The organism is Deltaproteobacteria bacterium (assembly GCA_016235345.1).
GTDB lineage: Bacteria > Desulfobacterota > Desulfobacteria > Desulfobacterales > Desulfatibacillaceae > JACRLG01.
This window is the reverse complement of sequence record JACRLG010000010.1, coordinates 69,561-89,048: the sequence shown is the minus strand read 5'-3', so window position 1 is coordinate 89,048 and position 19,488 is coordinate 69,561. Positions and strand designations below refer to the sequence as shown.

At 58.1% G+C, this 19,488-nt stretch carries 16 protein-coding genes; 8 read left to right on the top strand and 8 right to left on the bottom strand.

The annotated features are described in order from the left end of the window. Positions 1 to 111 precede the first annotated feature (111 nt). Positions 112 to 2,283, top strand: a complete 2,172-nt coding sequence (locus HZB23_05210) for a hypothetical protein (protein MBI5844055.1) — start codon at positions 112 to 114, stop codon at positions 2,281 to 2,283. A 188-nt stretch (positions 2,284 to 2,471) separates the two neighbouring features. Further along, a complete protein-coding gene (locus tag HZB23_05205) occupies positions 2,472 to 4,124 on the top strand; it encodes a phosphoenolpyruvate carboxykinase (ATP) (GenBank protein ID MBI5844054.1) in 1,653 nt (550 codons plus the stop codon). An 85-nt stretch (positions 4,125 to 4,209) separates the two neighbouring features. Here HZB23_05205 and HZB23_05200 read toward each other — a convergent pair whose 3' ends face one another. From HZB23_05200 to HZB23_05175, 6 genes are all read right to left on the bottom strand, one after another. Beyond that, positions 4,210 to 5,013 carry a hypothetical protein gene (locus HZB23_05200; protein ID MBI5844053.1) on the bottom strand — a complete coding sequence of 268 codons (804 nt, stop codon included), beginning with the start codon at positions 5,011 to 5,013 and terminating at the stop codon, positions 4,210 to 4,212. Beyond that, complete coding sequence (locus HZB23_05195) at positions 5,010 to 5,249, bottom strand: hypothetical protein (GenBank protein ID MBI5844052.1); 240 nt, start codon at positions 5,247 to 5,249, stop codon at positions 5,010 to 5,012. Before HZB23_05195 ends, HZB23_05200 begins: the two co-directional genes overlap by 4 nt. Positions 5,250 to 5,422: 173 nt before the next feature. After that, positions 5,423 to 6,034: a DUF4881 domain-containing protein gene (locus HZB23_05190; GenBank protein ID MBI5844051.1), complete on the bottom strand. Its 612-nt coding sequence runs from the start codon at positions 6,032 to 6,034 to the stop codon at positions 5,423 to 5,425. A 56-nt stretch (positions 6,035 to 6,090) separates the two neighbouring features. Beyond that, positions 6,091 to 7,149 (bottom strand): sulfite exporter TauE/SafE family protein, encoded by a 1,059-nt coding sequence (locus tag HZB23_05185; GenBank protein MBI5844050.1) that lies wholly within the window; start codon positions 7,147 to 7,149, stop codon positions 6,091 to 6,093. A 32-nt stretch (positions 7,150 to 7,181) separates the two neighbouring features. Further along, positions 7,182 to 7,478 (bottom strand): hypothetical protein, encoded by a 297-nt coding sequence (locus HZB23_05180; GenBank protein ID MBI5844049.1) that lies wholly within the window; start codon positions 7,476 to 7,478, stop codon positions 7,182 to 7,184. 27 nt (positions 7,479 to 7,505) lie between these two features. Further along, entirely contained in the window at positions 7,506 to 7,922 is a 417-nt protein-coding gene (locus tag HZB23_05175) for a universal stress protein (protein MBI5844048.1), read from the bottom strand. 211 nt (positions 7,923 to 8,133) lie between these two features. Between HZB23_05175 and HZB23_05170 the strand changes: the two genes are divergently transcribed. Beyond that, a complete protein-coding gene (locus tag HZB23_05170; GenBank protein MBI5844047.1) occupies positions 8,134 to 10,632 on the top strand; it encodes a sigma 54-interacting transcriptional regulator in 2,499 nt (832 codons plus the stop codon). A 62-nt stretch (positions 10,633 to 10,694) separates the two neighbouring features. Then, positions 10,695 to 13,322 (top strand): hypothetical protein, encoded by a 2,628-nt coding sequence (locus HZB23_05165; protein MBI5844046.1) that lies wholly within the window; start codon positions 10,695 to 10,697, stop codon positions 13,320 to 13,322. Between the two features lie 7 nt (positions 13,323 to 13,329). Here the strand turns inward: HZB23_05165 and HZB23_05160 are convergent, their stop codons facing one another. Both HZB23_05160 and HZB23_05155 read right to left on the bottom strand, forming a co-directional pair. Further along, complete coding sequence (locus HZB23_05160; GenBank protein MBI5844045.1) at positions 13,330 to 13,908, bottom strand: response regulator; 579 nt, start codon at positions 13,906 to 13,908, stop codon at positions 13,330 to 13,332. A 96-nt stretch (positions 13,909 to 14,004) separates the two neighbouring features. Continuing rightward, the gene (locus HZB23_05155; protein MBI5844044.1) at positions 14,005 to 15,213 is read right to left on the bottom strand and encodes an anion transporter; all 1,209 of its coding nucleotides are present in this window, start codon (positions 15,211 to 15,213) and stop codon (positions 14,005 to 14,007) included. Positions 15,214 to 15,379: 166 nt separating this feature from the next. Between HZB23_05155 and bioA the strand changes: the two genes are divergently transcribed. Genes bioA through bioB form a run of 4 tightly spaced genes read left to right on the top strand, consistent with a single transcriptional unit; the run spans position 15,380 to position 19,487 of the window. Further along, on the top strand, positions 15,380 to 16,669 hold the full coding sequence (gene bioA / locus HZB23_05150) for an adenosylmethionine--8-amino-7-oxononanoate transaminase (protein ID MBI5844043.1): 1,290 nt from the start codon (positions 15,380 to 15,382) through the stop codon (positions 16,667 to 16,669). Beyond that, positions 16,666 to 17,844, top strand: coding sequence for an 8-amino-7-oxononanoate synthase (bioF, locus tag HZB23_05145; protein MBI5844042.1), 1,179 nt, complete (start codon positions 16,666 to 16,668; stop codon positions 17,842 to 17,844). The genes bioA and bioF overlap by 4 nt, the downstream gene beginning before the upstream one ends. Then, positions 17,841 to 18,473 (top strand): dethiobiotin synthase, encoded by a 633-nt coding sequence (bioD, locus tag HZB23_05140; GenBank protein MBI5844041.1) that lies wholly within the window; start codon positions 17,841 to 17,843, stop codon positions 18,471 to 18,473. The genes bioF and bioD overlap by 4 nt, the downstream gene beginning before the upstream one ends. A 33-nt stretch (positions 18,474 to 18,506) precedes the next feature. Continuing rightward, positions 18,507 to 19,487, top strand: a complete 981-nt coding sequence (bioB, locus tag HZB23_05135) for a biotin synthase BioB (protein MBI5844040.1) — start codon at positions 18,507 to 18,509, stop codon at positions 19,485 to 19,487. The last annotated feature ends 1 nt before the right edge of the window (position 19,488 follow it).

Here is a 19,488-nt window from a genome sequence, read left to right as displayed (position 1 = left end):
CAGCCCGTTGAAAAAGGCTGGTAGCAGGGTTTCCAGCCGGGCGTAAGATACTGTTTGTTGAAGGCATGAAAATAGTTTTATCATTCGATTTCACGTAAAAGGAGAACAGGCATGAGCGATCGTCCGGCAATGTACCGGAGTCCCGAAAGCATGGTGGAAGACATCATAGCGCGTGTCGGGAAAAGGGTGATACTGGGCCTTCCTTTGGGGCTTGGAAAGCCCAATCACCTTGTGAACGAATTTTTCCGCCGCGCAAGTAAGGATAAGAGCATCAGCCTGACCATCGCCACCGCCCTTTCCCTGGAAAAGCCCGCCTGGACCAGCGACCTGGAGCGCCGTTTCCTGGAGCCCTTCGTGGAGCGCATGTTCGGCGGCTACCCGGACCTCGAATACCTCAAGGCCATCAGGGCGAACTCGGTGCCGGAAAACATCGACATAATCGAGTTCTATTTCAAGCCCGGAGCCTTCGTGGGAGTGGCCTCGGCCCAGCAGAACTACATCAGCACCAATTACACCCACGCCTCCCGCGACATCCTGGACCGGGGCATCAACGTGGCGGCCCAGCTCATACGCGAGGGATCGGTTGACGGCCAGAAAAAGTACAGCCTTTCCTGCAACCCGGAGGTTTCCCTGGAGCTTGTTCCCCACATGAGGGCCGCCGAGGCCGCCGGACGCCCCACAGCCATCGTAGGGCAGGTGAACTCGACCCTTCCCTTCATGTACGGAGACGCGGTGGTCGATCCGGGCGAATTCGACGCGGTGCTGGATGACCCGGCCTACGACTTCCGCCTTTTCGGCGCGCCCAAGATGGCCGTCACCACCCCGGATTTTCTTATCGGCATGTATGTTTCCTCCCTCATCAAAGACGGAGGAACCTTACAGATAGGAATAGGAAGCCTGGGCGACGCCCTGGTTTACGGGCTTTTGCTGCGCCACAAAAACAACTCCGAATACGAGGGGCTCCTGTCGGACGCCAAGGCCTGGGACAAGTTCGGGGACACCATGAGGAAAATCGGCGGCTCCGGCGTTTTCGACGAGGGCCTCACCGGTTCCACCGAAATGCTGGTGGACGGCTACATCCATCTTTACAAGGCCGGGGTGGTCAAGCGCAAAACCTGGTACAACGTTCATATCCAGAAACTGGTCAACGAAAAGAGGATCAGCGAAGCAGTAACGCCCGCCACCCTTTCCGCCCTTCTGGAAGAAAAGGCAATAAGGCCGCTTCTTTCCGAAGAGGACGTGGCCTTTATGGTGGAATTCGGGATTCTGAAGCAGGGCGTCAGCTTGGAAAACGGCGAGCTGGCCCTTGGCGGAACCCGTGTTCCGGCGGACCTGTCGGTTCCCGCCAACCGGTCTTTGATTGAGAAGGAATTCCTGGGCGACCGCCTGAAAAAGGGCATCGTCATACACGGCGGATTCTTTCTGGGCCCGGAGAGCTTTTACAGGGACTTGAACGAGCTTTCCGAGGACCAGCGCAAGGAAATCTTCATGACCACGGTTTCCAACGTGAACCAGCTTTACGGAAACCAGGAGATCAAGATGCTCCAGCGCCAGCATGGCCGGTTCGCCAACGCCGGGCTCATGGCCACGCTTCTGGGTGCCATCGTGTCCGACGGCCTGGAAAACGGCCAGGTGGTGAGCGGGGTAGGCGGCCAGTACAACTTCGTCTCCCAGGCCCACGCACTTCCGGGCGCGCGCTCCATCATCATGATAAGGGCGCTTCGGTCCAAGGGAAAGGACATCAAGAGCAACATCGTCTTCAATTACGGCCACACCACCATTCCCCGGCACCTGCGCGACATCGTGGTCACCGAATACGGCATAGCCGAGCTTAGGGGCAGGACCGATTCCGAGGTGATAGCGGCCCTTTTGAACATAGCCGATTCCCGTTTTCAGGATGAGCTTCTTGCCGAGGCCAAGGCCGCGCGCAAGATCAGGGCCGATTACGTGATCCCGGACCGCTATCGGAACAACTATCCCGAAGCCAACGAGGAGGTTCTCGCGCCCTACAAGAAGCAGGGCCTTTTCGGCCCGTTCCCCTTCGGCACCGACTTCACCAAGGAGGAGCTGATGATAGGCAAGTCCCTGAAAAGCCTCAAGGAGAAGATGAGCGGCTCCGGAATCCCGGTTCCGAGCCTGGCCGAAGCGAAGAAGATGATATCCGTGCCGGACGGCGCGCTGCCTTACCTCAAAAGGATGCAGCTGGACAAGCCCGCCTCGGCCAGGGAAAAGATGTTGCAGCGCCTGGTGGTGTACGCCCTGGCGGCCCAGGGGGTGATCTGATGGTTTTTCCGCAGCCTTGCGCCTTGCGCGGGTTGCGGAATCATCGACTTTAACGGCCGGTTGAAAAAGGCCGGAGTCAAGCCTGAAAAATATCGATGAGCGCCGGACGGCGTCCTCGTTTTCACCATCAGGCTGGCCACGGCCTCATCCCTTGGGAATAAGGGCCTTATTACGCGGGAGGCTTCAACATGAGCACCTTGAAGGACAAAAACGGAGTAACCGGGCTGGAAAACATAGGAAGAAGGCACCTGCGCAGGATTCACCGCAACCTTCCCACCGCCTTGCTGTACCAGGAGATTCTTGCCAATCGTGAAGGGCAGATCGCCCACCTTGGCCCCATAGTCACCCGGACGGGGCATTTTGCCGAGCTTCCGGACCGCCACCGCTACATTGTGGCCAACGAGGCCGGGCGTAAAAACGTCCTCTGGACCGACGCCACACAGAGCATGACGCCGCAGCAGTTCGGGGTCATGTTTTCCCGCCTGGTTTCCTACATGCAGAACAAGGAGGCCTACGTCCAGACCGTCTGGGTCAGCGCCCATCCGAAGCACAGGGTGGGCTTGCGCATAATCACGGAAACCGGGTGGCACAGCCTTTTTATCCGCAATCTTTACCGGCCCATCCACGAGCCGGGCGAGGGAAGCGACTACTCGCCGGATTTCACCATAGCCCACGCCCCCGGCTTCATTTCCATACCGGATTCGGACGGAACCAGTACAACGTCTTTTCTGGTCCTGAACATGGGCGAGAAGGCCCTGTTCATAGGGGGAACCAGCTACGCGGGCGAGATCAGCCAGGCCATTTTCACGGTTGCCGGCACCATCCTCAATCAAAAAGGGGTGTTTTCCCTGCGCTGCGCCTCCAACGTGGGTAAAAATGGCGACGTGGCGCTTTTTCTGGGCCGCAGGGGAACGGGTAAGACCTCCCTTGCAACCGACCCGGACCGGGCCTTCATGGGCGATCACGGTCACGGATGGGACGACGACGGGGTGTTCGCCTTTGAAAAGGGCTGCTACGCCAAGGTTTCCGGAATATCAGCCGAAGACCAGCCTGAGCTTTACGCCTGCACCCAAAGCTTCGGGACCATCCTGGAAAACGTCACCATCGACCCGGACACCACAAAAATAGACCTCTCCGACCGGTCCCTCACCGAAAACACCCGCGCAGCCTATCCCGCCACGCACCTACCGGGGCACGTGGAAGACGGCATGGCGGGGCACCCCAAAAACGTCTTCATGCTCACCAAGGACGCCTTCGGCGTGCTTCCGCCCCTTGCCCGGCTTTCGCCGGAACAGGCTGTTTACGCTTTCCTGTCGTCCTACACGTCCCTTTTCACCGAGGCCAAGGCAGGCCCCTCCGATCCTCAGCCGCAGTTCTCGGCGTGTTTCGGAACCTGCCCCATAGCGATGGCCCCCCATGAGTATGCGTTAAGCTTCATGGAGAAGATAAAGAGGCACGAGGTGACCTGCTGGCTCATGAACACCGGCTGGATAGGGGAGCCCTACGGCGAAAGCGAGAGGGTGAGCATCGCCCTTTCCAGGGCCCTGGTAAACGCCGTCACAAGCGGGGCCCTGGAAAACGTGGAGTATGAAACCGACCCGGTTTTTGGCTACGAGATACCCGTCTCGTGCCCGGACGTGCCGTCCCAGATGCTCAATCCGCGCAACATGGCCAGGGACTCCGGGGAGTTCGAAGTGAGGGCGAACCGGCTCGCCGAGGAATTCATGAAGGATTTCGACAAGTTCGGCGATGACATGCCGGAAGAGGTGCGCTCGCGCCTCTCAAGGGTGATGAGCCTGGAGAATATGCTGGATGTTGTGGACTTAGACTTTTCAATGTAGGGAAGAGAAGGATTTCCGATCCGGCCTGGGTGCGGTGCGCGTCCAGGCCGGTTTTATTGCTTATTTTGCTGGATGAAGCAGTGCTTTAAGGTTTCAAAATTTGTGCAATCATTCCGGGCCTCACTTTGCCTGGGCCTTCCGAAACAAGGGCCTTGGAATCGAATTGTTTGACCTCCGCCACCACGGCCCGGTAAAGGGTTTCCCCGTCCTCGTTTTGAATGGCTACATCCATTCCCGGCTCCACGTTGCAGTCCCTGCCAAGGGAAAAGTTGACGAAAACCCCTTCCGGCTTTCTTTCCACCAGAAATATGTCGGCCTTGCCATCCTGCCTGTACTGTTCGGTGATTTTTCTCGACAGCAGATAGCCCCCTCCGCCGGTAAGCAACGCGGCGATGAAAAGCAGCCAGGCGGCCATGAAGGGGCGCAGGCCCGAAAGGCGCATGGTAAAGGACGCGTCATGCCTGCGAAGCTCCCTTGTGTCGGAATGAACCCTTATGGTGAAGCGCGACATGGGGTTTGGCGGCTCTTTGCCGGGCCCGCGCACGACAAGGGGATAAGCTCCGGCGGGAGCCTGGGGCGACACCGTGACAAGGCCCTTCCACATGAGCCCGCCGAACCAGAAGCCCTTGTAGACCTTTTCAGGCTTGAAGCGCCAAGTCTGGCCGGATGCGCCATGAACCCTCAGGTCCGAAAGGTTTGCCGCTCCCTTGGGCATGGGGCCGTTTACGGAAAACGATTGGCCCACAACAGTTGAAATGGTGTTGAAAGGCGTCCGCCAGGAGGCGGTGAGGCCGTCCAATATGCACAAAAGGCAGACAGCAAGGAGGGCCCCTGAAATCCTTCCGATCATGCGGCGTTTTCGGATAAGCCTTTGGGTTTCTTCGTTCATTCCTGCGCCGTTTGTCTCTGAAGATAAGCCCCTATGCGCCTTTTTGCGATCCAGAAAATGCCCAGTGTGGGCAACAGAAGGGAAAAGAACGTTTTGCAAAAAAGGCTGGTAAGGTTCGCCGGATCATGGGAGGCAACATACATTCCGAGGAACAGTTCCGCAATGACAAAGAAATCGAGGATTATGACCAGGAGTTTCTGCTCGACGGGCATTCCTTGTTCGATGTTGTCTTCCATTCTGTGACCTCCCGAATGTGCTGCTGTTTGGGGCGTCCGGATCGGACGCGGGCAGTTGGTTCACCGCCTCACGCCCGCCGGAAGTCCGTCCGAAGTTTTTTCAGATACCGCCGGATGCAGCACCGGGGCTGCATCCGGCATCAATGCATGGTTCTCATTCTTCCGCCAAAAGCCTACTTCTTGAAGATGTCGGTTTTGGATACGTTCATCAGGCGCTGGGCCACGCCTTCCTGGTGATAGTAAACCCTTATCTCGTCACCGGCCTCCCAGGTGTAAGGTTCGCGGGCGAAATCCTCGTCAGGCACCTTGAAGGTGGCCAGTACCTTCTGGCGGCCCGAAAAGACCGTGATGGTCTTCTTCACGGGGTCGATCACCGGGAACTTCTTGGCCTTTTTGGCGGCCTTGTCGAAAACCTCCGGGTCATCCTTGGCCACCTCCTTGCGGATGCTGACCGGGGTGAACACGATGGTTTTGAAGGTGTTGGTTAAAACGTCGTAGATGTGGATTTCGTTTTTGTCCACATCGAGCTTCATGCGAAGGCCCACCTTGGGCTCCGGCCCCATTTCGTGCCTGTCCGCCGGAATCTTGTACACGAAGGGGGGAAGTATGGTGTAATCCGGGTGCTGGGCGTCGTTGGCCTTGTCCCGGATCAAGGTGACTTCGCCTTTTTCCTTGTCAAAGGCGATGGCCCGGCCCTGATCGACCTTCCCGTATTCCGAGCATCCCCAGATAAGGCCAAGCGGCACAATGAGCGCCATGAGTATCATCAAGCGTTTGTTCGCCATTTTTTTACTCCTTTTTCGGTGATACGCGCGGAGAATCTGCGCTGTGAAAGGCGGTCCTAAGCGCCTTTGGCCTTTTTCATGGCCAGTTCGTTTTGGACTCCCTGAACCATCTTCACGAAGATGTATACCGACATGCTGCCCACAAGGCCCAGTATGAGGACCGTGGCGCCGGCGTCCAGCGCCTTTTTCAGATGAGGCACCCAGGGCTGTATAAGTTTCATGAAGATGGAAGTGGCGCATCCGATAACCGCAAGCCCGAAGGCGATGCGTATACCGTAACCCTTGATGTACTTGGTGGCGACAGCGCCGACCTGGGCGCCGACTGCGGCTCCGCACAGCATGATGAGGGCGGCCACAAGCTCGGTGCGGCCCTTGAAGGTGTAGGTGCCAGCGCCGTAAAGGCCGGAAATCATGACCTCGAAAAGGTCGGTGCCCACCGCGACGTGGGTGGGGCAGCCGATGAGGTAAATCAGGGCGGGCATACGGATGAGACCGCCGCCGATGCCAAGGATGCCTGCAAGCCAGCCGGTGAAGAAGCTCACTGCGATGGGGAGCCACGCGGTGCAGTAGATACCGGCTACATCCAGGTGGATCATGGGGGGAATCTTGATCTTGTGCAGGGTCTTGTGCCACTCGATGCCTGTTGACAGGGCGTCGACTTCGCCGCCTGCTTCAATGGCGGCCCTGTCCTTGGCCCTTTTCTTGGCGACATCGTGGAACACCATCCAGGCGATGAGGGCCAAAAGCGCCATGTATATCCAGCGCACAACCACTTCCACGTTACCTGCGCGCTCGAGCCACATGACCATGCGGGCGCCGATTTCAAAGCCTCCCACGGTGCCGACGAGCATGATCATGCCGAGCTTGTAGTCAACATTGCCGAATTTGCCGTGCCTCATGGTTGAAATGAGGGATTTGCCCGCCATGTGGGCGATGTCGGTTCCGATGGCGAAGGCCATGGGGAAGCCGAGTATGTTCAGGCCGGGCGTAACCATCCACGCTCCGCCCATGCCGAAAAAACCGCCGATGATTCCGACGCCGACGCCCAGGATTATGAGACCGGGCCAGAAAATTTTCACGCCTGCTATGGGCATGAGGATATACAACCATTCCATGAGATGTTCCTCCTTTGCTCAAAGGCCCGGTATCAATGCTCCGCAAGGTCGCGGTGTGTCAGGTCGATTCCGATCATGTTCATCACGATGTCTGCGATAACGCCGAAAATCACGCCGACCAACGGAATGAGGATGATGGTAAGAATCGTGAACTGAAGGTGGCTTTCATTATAGAGATTGGCCCACCAGGCAAGAATGCCGGAAAGTTTCCTTGTGTCGGCCACTATGACGACCGGCGCGGCTTTCGCGCCTGCGGCCAGGGCCGCTGCGGGCAGACCCATCAGGACAAGGGTCGCAAGAAGGTAATATTTGCCAATGATCGCTTTCATCAATTTTCCTCCTATGCAATAAACGGGTTACCGGACAACGAGCACCGAGCAGGGCGCATGGGCCACAACCTTTGATGCCACGGAGCCGATGAGAAAACGGTCCAGACCCTTCTTGGTGCGCCTGCCAAGGACGATGAGGTCGGCCTTTGCCGTTTCAGCCGCCTTGACGATGACGTCAGCCGGTGAAACGCCGGATTCGACCATCACCTTGACGGAGACGCCCAGGGCTTCCGCAGCCTTGCGGTATTTTTCCCCGGCCTCCCTGGCGCTTGTTATGAGTTTCTGGTTCACTTCTCCGGGATCGAAAACATCCCCGATGTCGCTAAAGTTTTCCGCCACCAACAGGATGCTGAGTTGGGCGTCCTGCTGCCTGGCCATGTCAACCGCCTTTTCCAGAACAGTCTGACCAGAGGTGGTTTGATCGAGAGCCGCCAGAATTTTCATTGCAAAACCTCCTTTTCATTAGGGTGCAACGGGCATGACCACCCGAAACGCGCCAATATGTTTAGCAATCCTCGTGCCAGATAATGGAACTTGACAGAATCATTGGGAATCTGATAATTACGCAAAAAACGTTTGGCGTGAAAATGTCACGCGTTGCGTATCTTGCGGAATAATTGCGCAAAGATTTTCATCTTTACGGGGGCCTTGTTCCATGCGTTTTCCCATCCCATCATCCTGGAACGGTATTTTCGGAAGCGATCTCCCCAACTGGAGCATCCGAAAGAGGCTTTTTTACACGCTGATTCCGCCCATCGTGTTCATATTGGCTGCAACCGGCTACGTCACTTACCGCACCTCCTGCCATTATCTGAACCTGGCCCTGTCGCGCAATTCCGGCCTAATGGCCATGGCCCAGGCCAGGGAGATCGAAAACGCCCTGAACACCGCGAAAGAGGAACTGCTTCTGCTGGCAGCGGTGCCGGTCACTCCTGAGTCCCTGAGGCATTTCATGTCTTCCAGGGTCGCCTTGCGAAAGGGGCTATACAGGGAAATCGCTTTTCGGGGGGAAACGCCAGAACAATCCCTGGTCCTGGTGGCGACAACGGATGGAATCTCCGAAGTGTCAGCCCTTAAAGCCGCCTCCATGCCGTCAGGTCCCCTTTCCAACGGCCCTGCCGGTGGCTCGCGGCCCGGCTCCGTTGAAATTTCGCCCGTTACAGGCGTTATCTATCCCAGCCTGGAAACCGGGCAGATTTCCAGAAGCCTGTCTTTTACGGTAATCCGGCTTTCAACTCCGAGCCTTGCGCCCAACGGGGTGCTGACGCTTTCTGTTGATGTCGCACATCTGAGAAACATCCTCTCCCTCTACAATTCCTCCAAATCTCCGCTGTACGCTTTCCCGAGGACTGCGGAAAAACGGTACAGTTATTTTTTCGATACCTACGGATGGATTCTTTTTCAGTCCGAGGGGGTGGAGGAAACCGAGAGAAAGCTCGATACCGATATCGCCCGGTCCGGGATAACGGGCGACCTTGGAAAGCCCGGGCTTGAAGCCGCATTTCGCCCCGACTCCCGCCTTGAGCGCTTCTGGACAATGGTGGTGGACGTTCAGCAGGGAAAGAACGGGCTTATTCCAGTGGGGGAAACCCTGGACTCCAAAAGATCGGTTTCCCGCCCGCGATTTTTGGGTTATGCGCCGGTAAGGTTCCAGCCGGACGAAAAATCCCCGGCCCAGGTTTTTGGTGGCGTCGCCTTTTGGGATACCAGCCTTCTTACCATGATCGCCTCATTCAGGCAGTTTGACGTGCTTTTCATAATAACCGTAATCACCATTGCCTTCATTTCAGCCTTGATATTCTTCTTGTCCCTGGCCATTACCAGGCCCATCCTGCTTCTGTCGGATGAGGTGGCCAAGATGCAGGCGAAAGGGCGCCTCCACCCCATCGACGTGCCCGCCGTTGACCAGGAGACCACGGCTCTCCGGGATTCCATCAACGCCATGATCCAGTCTCTGCTGGTTCAGGGCAGGCAATTGAGGGAGAAGGAGGAGCACATTGAGGTTGCGAGGCAAAACCAGAGGGTCCGAATGGAGGAACTCGCCGGGCCGGATTTGGGGGAGGGGCGGGGGCTGGGCATCGTGGGGACGAGCCAGGCGGTCGGCAACATGCTTTCCCTTGTAAAAAAGGCCGCGTCGGTTGACGCTGATGTTCTGATTATCGGCGAAACAGGTACAGGAAAAGAGCTTGCAGCCGAGGCCGTCCATAAATTGAGCGACCGGGCAGGAGGCCCGTTCATTTCGATAAATTGCGGGGCATTGGACGAGAATCTGCTTCTGGACGCCCTTTTCGGGCACGTGAAGGGCGCGTTTTCCGAGGCCAGATCGGACCGCAAGGGAGCCTTTCCCGCCGCCTACGGCGGAACCCTGCATCTGGACGAGATAGGAAACGCCTCGCCGAAGGTTCAGCAGTCGCTCTTGCGGGCCCTTGCCGTGCGAAGGATACGGCCCCTGGGCAGCGACGAGGAGGTTCCCTTTGATTGCCGCATCATTGCGGCAACCAACGCAGATCTTCTGGAGCACGTGAAGAACGGCTCCTTCCGGGAGGACCTTTATTACAGGCTGAAAGTCATCAACATTCCGACGCCTCCCCTGCGGGAGCACAGGGAGGACATCCCCCGCCTTGCTGCATATTTTCTGCAGGATGCCGCCAAGGTCCTCAAAAAAGACCATGTGGACCTTTCCCGTGGAGCTCTTGACCGCCTGATGGAGCATTCGTGGCCGGGCAATATCCGCGAGCTGAAGCACTGCATAACAAGGGCCGTGGCAATGGCCGAATCCGACTTGATTTTCCCCGAGGACTTAAAGTTTGACGAGTCGATAATGTTTTCTTACAACGAGCCGGATTCTTCCATAGCGGCAGGAAGGGCAGGCAGGCCGCTTGCGCCGCCAAAGGCTGAAACCGCCTCTGCCGGGCAGGCTGATTCCGAAGAAATCAGCCACCGCCTGAACGCCCGGCAGCAGAAGGCCTGGACCCTCATGCTTTCCAGGGAATCCATAGTAAGGGCCGAATACCAGCAACTGGTCGGGGGCGACATTCCTGATCGCACGGCCCAGCACGACCTTTCGGACATGGTTCAAAAAGGCCTGTTGAAAAAGGTTGGAAAAGGACCCGCAACGCAGTATTATCCTGTTCGTAAAGATATTGCGCAATAATTGCGCAAAGATTGTTGCGTGATATAATTGCGCAACCAGTCGTCAAGCTGGCGGAAATCATCATGCCGAAATTTGAAAGCGAAATTTTAACCAACCTGAAACTCTTGTATTACCGCCTTGCGGGCAGGACGCCGGCGCTCGACACCGACAGCCTTGCGGTTTCGTTCAGGGAAAAATACGCTCATTTCAAGATGTTCCTGGAATCCAATTCCGAGCTTCTGAAAATAATTACCGATATTGAGGAAAAGCTCGCCGGAAAGGAGATTTTCGGGCTGGCCCTTATACGGAGCCTTTCAAGCAGGGCGGTGTTTCACTCGCTCAGGCTCATTTCCTCCTTTGAGGCGCTTTCGGGAAAACCGCTTCCGGCGGCTTCTGCTCTGGCGGCATTTATTCAAAGGGAGATCAGCTCCCTAATTGATACCCAGCGGGCCGGGGTTCCGGCGGAACTTACGCTTTCACACGCCAAAATCACCAAGGAGATGGTGGATCTGGTTGGCGGCAAGAACGCCAACCTGGGCGAGGTGCGCAGCAGGGTGGGGCTTCCGGTGCCCGCCGGTTTCGCCATAACCACCGAGGCGTTTGCGGCGTTTTTCGATTCCGCAGACCTGTGGGATGAAATCTCCAAGGTCAAGCTGGGCATGAACCCCGACGATACCGAAAACATCCAGGCCGCCGGAGAGGCCATCCAGCGCCTGATTCTTACCGCAAAGGTGCCGGACGACGTTGCCGACGCCATTTTGAGGGCCCACGCGGAACTTGCCGCTGAAATCGGTGCTGACCCGGAGAGCCTGAACGTGGCCATGCGCTCCTCGGCCATAGGCGAGGATTCGGCCCTGTCCTACGCGGGGCAGTATCTAACCCTGCTCAACGTGCCCGCCTCGCGCCTCATGGAAACCTACAAGATAATCGTGGCCTCGCTTTACACTCCAAGGGCCATAAGCTACCGCATGTTGAAGGGCGTGGCAGGCGAAAACACCGCCATGAGCGTGGCGGTCCTGTGCATGGTTCCGGCCAGGTCTTCGGGGGTGATGTACACCCGGCACCCATTTGATCCCGCCGATGAAAACGTGGTGATCAATTCCGTCTGGGGGCTTGGGCTTTCGGTTGTGGACGGAACCGCAAACCCTGACGTTTTCACCGTTTCCCGCGACGGCGAAGGGACCATACTGTCCCGCACGATAACGCACAAGGGCGCGGAACTCGTGATGGGGCAGGGCGGTGGAATCTCCGAAAAGGACGTTCCGCCGGAACGCGCCGAATCGCCAAGCCTGACCGATGAGGCCATACGGACCCTTACCCGCTACGGCCTGGCCCTGGAGCGCCACTACGGCTCGCCCCAGGACGTGGAATGGGCCATTGACCGCAGCGGTCGGACGTTCATTCTCCAGGCCCGGCCCCTGGGTTTCAGGCCGGAGGCGGACGAGGCGCGAAAAGCGCCACCGGTGGAGGGGTACGGGCTGCTTGTTTCCGGCGGCTCGCCCGCCGCGCCCGGAGTCGGTTCAGGCCCGGCCTTTCTGGTCAAAAACGACGATGATCTGGCCATGTTTCCCGCAGGCGCGGTCCTGGTGGCCCCCCATTCGTCGCCCCAGTTCATGGTGGTGATGAAAAAGGCGGCGGCCATAGTGACCGATTTCGGAAGTGTGGCCGGGCACATGGCGAGCCTCGCGCGGGAGTTTTCCGTGCCCACCGTGCTTGCCGCAAAAAACGCCACAAGGGTTATCAAGCCTGGTACGATGGTCACCGTGGACGCTTATTCGGGCCGTGTCTACGAGGGCAGGGTGGAGCGCCTGCTGGCCCTTGCCCGCCCCGATGAAGAGCCAATAATGAAGGGGACGCCGGTTCACGAAATTTTGAAAAAGGTCGCGGCCTATATTGTCCCCTTGAACCTCGTCGATCCCAAATCGCCCGATTTCAGGATTCAGAACTGCAAGACCCTTCACGACATGATGCGTTTTCTGCACGAACGCTCATACGTCGAGATGTTCGCACTTGCGGACAGGGCGTCGGGAAAGGGCGGAGCCTGCCGCCTTTCGGCCAACCTGGGCCTTGACCTGTTCATAATAGACGTGGGCGGGGGGCTTGTTAAAAGCGCCTCCGGGCGTTCGGAGGTTCGTATCGAAGACGTCACCTCGCGTCCCCTGCGGGCGCTTTTATCCGGGCTGGCCCTGCCCAAAAGCGGCGGCGCAATGGTGAAGACCATAAACCTGGGCGGATTTTTGTCGGTTTTGTCCGAGCAGATGACGGCCAATCCAAAGGCGGGCGGGGAAAGGTTCGGGGACAGAAGCTACGCGGTGATAAGCGACTCTTATCTCAATTTCAGTTCAAGGGTGGGCTACCACTACGGGGTCCTTGACAGTTTTTGCGGCGGGAGCGTGAACACCAACTACATCACCTTTTCATTCAAGGGCGGTGCGGCGGACGACGTAAGGCGCAACAGGCGGGCCAGGGCCATTGCCCTCATACTTGAGCGGTCGGGCTTCACCGTTGACGTGACCGGCGACAGGGTGGACGCAAGGTTTCAGAAATACGAGGCCGAAGAGATCGAGGAACACCTTGTGATGGCGGGCAGGCTCTTGCAGGTGACCCGCCAGATGGACATGCTGATGGAAAGCGAGGCTGCGGTTACTGCCTTTGCCGAGAGCTTCCTTTCCGGGGCTTACGAGCGCCGCCCGAAGGAATCAAGGAAGTGACCCTACTTTAGGGCTCAGCCCTTCTTGCCTTTTTCCGTTCATAGGCCCAGCCTATCTTGTCCAGCAGAACCTCGGTGGGGCAGGGTTTTAAAAGGTACTCGCAACCGCCCTCCCGAATGGCGCATGCCGCCGCGTCCACAGACGCGTGGCCCGTAAGCATAATCACCTCGACGCCGGGCGCGGTTCTCCTTATGAGGGGAAGCGCCTCGGTACCCTTCATCCCCGGCATTTTTTCATCAAGAATCACAACGTCGAAGGGCGAGCGGGAAAGCTCATCAAGGGCTTTTGCGGCATCTGGCGCGGTTTTCACGTCAAGGCCCCGGACCGTCAAAATGCGGCTCATGGTGGCGAGAAAGCGCTCCTCGTCGTCCACCAGAAGAACCCTTATGCTTTCCGGGGAACTTGCGTACGAGCCTGCAAGGTAATTGTCCACGGCTTTTTTGAAGCTGCGCTCCAGTTCATCAACGCTTCCGGCCTCGTAGCAGACGGTTTCGGGAATTTCGAGAATCCGCCCGTGCAGGATTTTTTTTGCGCCGTCGATTTCGATGGAGCCCTTGTGGCCCTGGTAATTAAAAATGTTTCCCATGACAATCTTTCCCGGATGCGAATTTTTGAGCTTTCCAATGATAATCGAAATACGGTTCCAGTCAAGTTTTTAAGCCTGCCTTACAGCCTTTGCGTTTCAGCCCAGCCACAGCCAGCCCGCAGCAAGGGCAAGGGTCAGGATGGTGACCGGCACCCCCACCACCGCGTGGGAGAGCCAGGTTATGCGGACTCCCATTACGGCGGCCCATTCGGCCACGATGAGGTTGGCTATGCTTCCGGTTAAAATCAGGTTTCCGGCAAGGGTGCTGGAAAGGGCCAGCACGAGCCCCGATTCCGGTGTTTGGCACTGGGGAAGAAGAAGCATCACGGCGGGCACATTGGACACGATGTTGGACAAAACCGCAGTGAGCCCGAAAAGCACGGGCCACCGGTCAAGGTCGAGGCCCGTGATGGAGAGTGCGTGAAAAGCCCATTCGGTGATTCCCGCCTTTGAAAGGCTGTCGTTTACAACGAAAAGCCCGAAAAAGAGCAGAAGAAGAGGCCAGTCGATGAGGCCGAATATGCTGCGGGAGGCAAGCCTTCTGCTTAGGAGCAGCACCCCGGCCCCGGCCAGGGCCGCCGCCTCCCTGGGAATGCCCCCCCAGAGGAACACCGCAATCAATACTGCCAGCACAAAAAAGCCCTTTCCCGTCTGCCACCGGTCGTAGGGGGGCGATTCCGCCGGGGGTGCGTCCATGCTTCTTTCCCACCTTCCCCGGAACATTAAGGCAATAACGAGCCAAACCGCAAAAAGCCCGGCAACCGCAACAGGAAGGGCGTCCGCCAGATAGCCGCCGAAGGACAGGCCCAGAACCTGGCCTATCAGCATGTTCTGGGGGTTTCCTATGAGGGTCGCCGCGCTTCCCACGTTGGCGGCGCAGGCAAGGCCCAGAAGGTGGGGAACAGGGTCCAGCTTCCGTTTTACGCAGCCTTCGATGAGAACCGGCGTCATGGCGAGGCACACGATGTCGTTGGCCAAAAGTGCGGACAAGACAGCCGAGGAGCCTATCACAAGCCCAAGCAGAAGCCCCGGAGGGCCATCCAGGGATGCGATTCTGCGGGAAAGCAGGGTGTAGAAGCCGCCAAGCCGGAACTGGGCCGAAACCACCATGAGCCCGAAAAGAAGGCCGATGGTGGATACGTCCACTGAGGCCCAGGCCGATTCGGCTGTGACCGCTCCACCGGCCAGAAGGGCTATCGCGCCCAGAAGGGCCACCCCGCTGCGGTCTATGGCAAGGCCCGGAACCCCGCCTGCGGCCATTCCAAGGTAAACGAAAAGAAAAACCGCGATTACAAGTAGTTCCACCCGGATCAACTCCATTGAGGTAATTCCAGCCTGCCAGCGCGGATTTCTGTACCCCAATTCGCGTTGAAATGGAACCGCGCTTTATTACTTGTGAGGCAAAAGCCCTTGACTTTACTCTCAGTCAATTCCATAAAACTTGCTAGGAAAAGGAGTGGGCATGACAGGGATTGACCCGGACGATATTCTATCAGGCGACAGGGCGCACGTCTGGCACCCCTACACCAGCGCAACGGAGCCTCTTCCGGTCTACCCGGTGGAATCGGCGCATGGTGTGCGGATCCGCCTTGCGGATGGCCGGGAACTGGTTGACGGGATGAGTTCCTGGTGGGCGGCCATTCACGGTTACAACCACCCGGCCTTAAACGCGGCCATCACCCGCCAGCTTTCCAAAATGAGCCACGTGATGTTCGGGGGCCTCACCCATCGTCCGGCGGTGGAGCTTGCCGAACGCCTTTCGGCCCTTACCGGAGGCCGGCTTCCCCGCGTGTTTTTTTCCGACTCAGGCTCGGTTTCCGTGGAAGTCGCCCTCAAAATGGCCTGGCAGTACTGGCACGCCCTGGGCCGCCCGGAAAAAAAGCGCATCATCACCATTAAAGGCGGCTACCACGGCGACACCTTCGGGGCCATGGGCGTATGCGACCCTGAAACCGGGATGCACGGAATCTTTTCCGGCCTGCTTCAAAAAAACATCTTCGCTCCGGCTCCGCGCCTTGGGTTTCATGATCCGTGGGATGAGGCCGACGTCTCCGAGCTTGCGCATTTGATTTCCGCCCACAAAAACGAATCCGCAGCGGTGATTTTGGAGCCTGTCGTCCAGGGCGCGGGGGGGATGCGCTTTTACTCGCCCCGTTACGTGGCCCGCGTGCGGGAGCTTTGCGACGAGCACGGGCTTTTGTTCATAGCCGATGAAATAGCCACGGGTTTCGGGCGCACTGGAAAAATGCTCGCCTGCCAGCACGCTGGGGTCTGGCCGGACATAATGTGCCTGGGAAAGGCCCTTACGGGCGGCATGATGACCCTTGCCGCAACCCTTTGCACCGAAGCCGTGGCCCTCGCCATATCAGAAGGCCCGCCCCGCGTTTTCATGCACGGGCCGACCTTCATGGCCAACCCCCTGGCCTGTGCCACGGCCCTTGCAAGCCTGGACCTTCTGGAGTCAACTCCCTGGCGGGAGCGGGTTTGCGCCATCGAGGCCATTTTTTCAAAAGAGCTTTCCCCGATGGCTTATCTTCACGGCGTGGCGGACGTCCGGGTGTTGGGGGCCATAGGGGTGGTGGAGACGGAAAGGCCCGTCAATGTGGCATCCATCCAGAGGCGTTTCGTTGAAAAGGGCGTGTGGATAAGGCCCTTCGGGAAGCTGGTTTACCTCATGCCGCCCTACATCGCAGGCGAAAGCGACCTTTACAAGCTCTGCGGCGCGGTTTCCGAGGCCGTTTTCGAGGAGATGGAAGAATGAGGGACGGAATCGAGCCCCGCGACAGGTATTCCTTCATTGACGACGAGCTAAAAAGGCGCGAATCCGCCTGCCAGTTCAGAAGGCTTAAGCCCCTTGTTCCAACGGGCGGGGTTACGGTGGATGCCGATGGAAGGGAAATGGTGAATTTCTCATCCAACGATTACCTGGGCCTTTCCAGGCATCCGCTCCTGGTGGAGCGGGCCGCCGAGTACCTTCATAAATACGGCGTGGGCGCCACCGCAAGCCGCCTTGTGTGCGGCTCTTACGACTGCTTTCACCGGGTGGAGGAAAAACTCGCGGCATTCAAGGGGACGGAGAGGGCGCTTGTTCTGAACTCCGGGTTCCAGGCCAACGTGAGCCTCATCCCGGCCCTGGCTAACAAGAACACCCTCATAATTTCGGACTCGCTCAATCATGCAAGCATCATCCAGGGTGTGCTTTCATCCAGGTGCAGGGTGGTGAAGGCTCCCCACAACGACATTACCGCCATGCGAAAAATTCTGGAGGAAAACCGGGGAGCCGACCATTCGGGAATTCTCATCGTCACGGAATCGGTTTTCAGCATGGACGGCGATATCGCTAACATCAAGGCACTGTCGGCGCTGGCCAGCGAGTTCGACTCCCTTCTAATGGTTGACGAGGCCCATGCAACGGGGGTTTTCGGCCCCAAAGGCGCGGGCCTGTGCCACGGGCTTCCCGTTGACCTCGTCATGGGCACCTTCGGCAAGGCCCTGGGCTCCTTCGGGGCCTACGCGGCCTGCTCCGAGAGAATGTACCATTATCTGGTAAACCGTTGCGGCGGCTTCATCTACTCCACGGCTCTTCCTCCTTCGGTTGTCGGCGCGGTGGACGCGGCCCTGGACCTGGTACCGGAAATGGACGCCGAACGGAAAAACCTTGCCGACAACTCTTTGTTTTTGCGGGAATCCTTGAACGCCATAGGCTTTTCCACCGGGGCCTCCCAAAGCCAGATAGTGCCGGTGATAATCGGCGGCGAGGCCGAGACCTTAAGCCTTTCCACCCATCTTTCGGATAACGGCGTTCTGGCCGTGGCCATCCGCCCGCCCACCGTGGAAAGGGGCAAAAGCCGGATCAGGCTTTCACTTTCTGCCCTTCACAGCCGCGAAATGGTGAAAAACCTCGTTTCGGTCTTCGCCTCATGGAAGCGGCCATGAAATTCCCGAGGGCTTTTTTCGTAACCGGAACAGATACGGGCGTGGGCAAGACCTTCGTTTCGGCGGTGCTGATGACAGGGCTCGCGAACGCCCGCTACTGGAAGCCGGTTCAGAGCGGTACCGTCGATGGCTGCGACACATCATGGATAAGGGCCGCCACAGGCCTTCCGGCGGACCGCTTTTTCCCGGAGACTTACCGCTTAAAGGCCCCGGTCTCGCCACATCTGGCGGCCTCCATGGAGGGCGTCTCCATCAGCCTGGACGACTTCGCCCTTCCCCCGGTTCCCGAAAACGGGCATCTTATCGTGGAGGGCGCGGGCGGCATCATGGTTCCCTTGAACGACCGCGACCTTGTGGCCGATCTCGTGAAAAGGCTCGGCCTTCCTGTGATCGTCGTTTCGCGGAGCGGGCTTGGAACCATAAATCATACGCTTCTGACCCTTTCGGAACTCGGAAGACGGGAAATCGAAATTCTTGGCGTGGTCATGAACGGGCCTGAAAACCCCGAAAACAAAAAGGCCGTCGAATACTACGGACGGGTAAAAGTGCTGGCCCGGATACCGAAAGTTACGGAAGTCGGTTTTTCAACACTTCAAAGGCTTTATCTTGATGGCTTTGACGCCTCCTGAAACCCCGCCGTTTTTCATTTCAAGGATAATCAAATGAACTCCAGGGACATTTTCAACCTTGCCCACGGCATAGCCGCCGGGGAAACGCCTGACTTGAGCGCCCTTGTGGCCCTGGCGGAAACGCCGGAAGGCGACGCCCTGCGCCTGGCCGCCGGGGCCGACATCATAAGGGAGAGGCATTTCGGTAAAAGCGTGCATCTTTGCACCATAGTCAACGCCAAGAGCGGAAACTGCTCCGAGGACTGCGCCTTCTGCTCCCAGTCGGCGATGGCTTCCGCCGACATTTCCCGCTACGGCCTCATGGACAAAGATACGATAAGGCAGGGGGCCGCCTATGCGGGCGGTTCCGGCATCAACCGGTATTCGGTGGTGACCAGCGGCAGGAGGCTTCCCAGGGCCGAGGTGGCAAGGGTGGCCGGGGCTTTTTCGGAAACGGAGGCAGGCGGGCTTGGGCTGTGCGCTTCCCTTGGAATCCTTGACGCAGAGGACTTTGCCCTTCTTAAGGCTGCGGGCATGAGCCGGTATCATCACAACCTGGAAACCGCGAAAAGCCATTTTAACAACATCTGCACCACCCACAGCTTCGAGGAGAGGTTGGAAACCCTCAGGGCCGCCAGGGCGGCGGGGCTTTCCACCTGTTCGGGAGGGATTTTCGGGCTTGGCGAATCGGACGCCCAGGTTCTTGAAATGGCTCTTACCTTGAGGGAGCTTGACGTTGACGCGGTGCCGGTTAATTTTTTGATCCCCATAAAGGGAACCAGAATGGAAGGGGCGGGGCGTATTACGCCTCTGCGGTGCATCAAGATAATCGCTCTTTTGCGCTATGTTCTGCCTCAAAAGGATATTCTGGTGTGCGGCGGCAGGGAGGCCAACATGAAGGAACTGGCCCCCCTGGTTTTTTTTGCGGGAGCAAGCGGAATAATGACCGGAAACTACCTCACCCAGGCCGGGCGGGCCGTGGAGGATGACCTTTCGCTCATCGCCCGGTTGGGTTTTTCGGTGAGGGAATCCTGAG